Origin of the sequence: Agromyces binzhouensis (assembly GCF_004135055.1) — a bacterium.
Lineage (GTDB): Bacteria > Actinomycetota > Actinomycetes > Actinomycetales > Microbacteriaceae > Agromyces > Agromyces binzhouensis.
Genome location: NZ_SDPL01000561.1, coordinates 1 through 1,570, shown reverse-complemented (window position 1 = coordinate 1,570; position 1,570 = coordinate 1). Strand labels below are relative to the sequence as shown.

Sequence of the window (1,570 nt, the reverse complement as noted above, 5' to 3'; positions counted from 1 at the left end):
CGCACCTCGAGGTAGCCCTCGCCGGCGAGCTGGTCGTAGGCGGCGACGACCGAGCTGCGTGCGACGCCGAGCTCGGCGGCGAGCGACCTCGTCGAGGGCAGCGGGTCGCCGGTCCGCAGCATCCCGGCGAGGATGCCGCGCCGGAGCCCGTCGACGAGCTGCACGCCGAGCGGGCGGTCGTCGCCGCGGTCGATCGTGAGGAGCGGTCCGTCCATCGCATCTCCCACTGGACTGGTCGAGTGAACGAGAACTGGTCTGCTCACCATACCAGCCGCACGCGCACACTGGTCGCATGACCACCGCCCAGAGCCCCGGCGCCGGCCCCGGCGCTCCCGCCCGCCGCATCCGCCGCCTGCCCGACCGCGAGACGGTCGACCGCTTCGCCCTCCACGAGCTCCTCGATGCCGAGCTCGTCGGGCACCTGGCGGTCGTCGCCGGCGGCGTGCCGGTCGTCGTCCCGATGGGCTACGCGCGCGTCGGCGAGCACCTCGTGCTGCACGGCTCCACCGGGGGCGGGTTCGCGCTCCGCGCGGCATCCGCTCGCACGCCCGTCGCCTTCGCCGTGACGGCGGTCGACGGCCTCGTCTACGCGCGATCGCTGTTCGACAGCTCGATGAACTACCGCAGCGCGACCGTGCAGGGGGTTCTCGAGACGGTGCCCGACGACGAGGCGGATGCCGCGCTGCTCGCGTTGTCCGAGCGGCTCATGCCGGGCCGCACGGCCGAGGTGCGGGGCATGCGCCGCAAGGAGGTCGCCGCGACGCGCGTGCTCCGCCTGGCGCTCGACGACGTGGTCATGAAGCAGCGGAGCGGCGGTCCGTCGGAGGAGGAGGGCGACGGCGAGGACCACGCGTCCTGGGCGGGCGTCGTGCCGCTCGAACGGCGCTGGGGGGCGCCGATCGCCTCGGGGCTGACCCCTGAGGGCACGCCCGTCCCGGATTCGGTGCTCGCGCTGGCGACGCGATCCTCGCCGGCGGCCACGCTCGACGAGGCGTCCGAATCGGCCGCCTGAGGTGCCTCAGGGCGGGGCGGCCCGCGGAGATACGCCGATCCGCCGATGGGCGCCCGCCTCCTCAGGGAGCACCATCATGCCATCGCACCGGTCCGCGACCGGTCGCGGTGAGCCGGAAGAGACCACGCAGACGATACGGAAGGAGGTGCGTGATGTTCGCAACGCTGCTCGTGCTCGGGCTCGTCACGGCTGGGGCCGTGATCGCGTCGGTGATCCAGTTCCGCAGGGACGGCTACCACCGCATGCCCACCCTGTCGCACTGAGGTCGGATCGACCCGGACATCCGCATCCGACCGAGCGGGGCCCTGAGGTCGCCTCAGCGGCCCCGCACCACGGAAATAGGGACATCTCCCGATGAACCCGGACCACCTCAGGGAGGAGTCTCGGATCATCAGCCGGACCAGGAGGAGACCATGGACTACTCAGCAGGATTCGTCGCACAGCAGGTGCACGAGGTGAACCTCCTCGGCGCCGAGCAGCGGATCGCGCACGCGCAGGCCGCGGCCGAGCGCGAGGCCGAGTCGCCGGCCGTCGGTCGCAGCGCGCGTCGCGTCCGTG

The 1,570-nt window shown here is 73.1% G+C and carries 2 protein-coding genes; one reads left to right on the top strand and one right to left on the bottom strand.

The window, feature by feature from the left end:
• Positions 1-215, bottom strand: a 215-nt coding sequence (locus tag ESO86_RS16710; protein ID WP_165308214.1) for a GntR family transcriptional regulator, incomplete at its 3' end; no start/stop codon positions are given.
• A gap of 77 nt (positions 216-292) precedes the next feature.
• Between ESO86_RS16710 and ESO86_RS16705 the strand changes: the two genes are divergently transcribed.
• A complete protein-coding gene (locus ESO86_RS16705) occupies positions 293-1,012 on the top strand; it encodes a pyridoxamine 5'-phosphate oxidase family protein (RefSeq protein WP_129235933.1) in 720 nt (239 codons plus the stop codon).
• The last annotated feature ends 558 nt before the right edge of the window (positions 1,013-1,570 follow it).

Coding starts and splice junctions, on each gene's coding strand:
- ESO86_RS16705 (WP_129235933.1), top strand. CDS start 293: ATGACCACCGCCCAGAGCCCCGGCGCCGGCCCCGGCGCTCCCGCCCGC.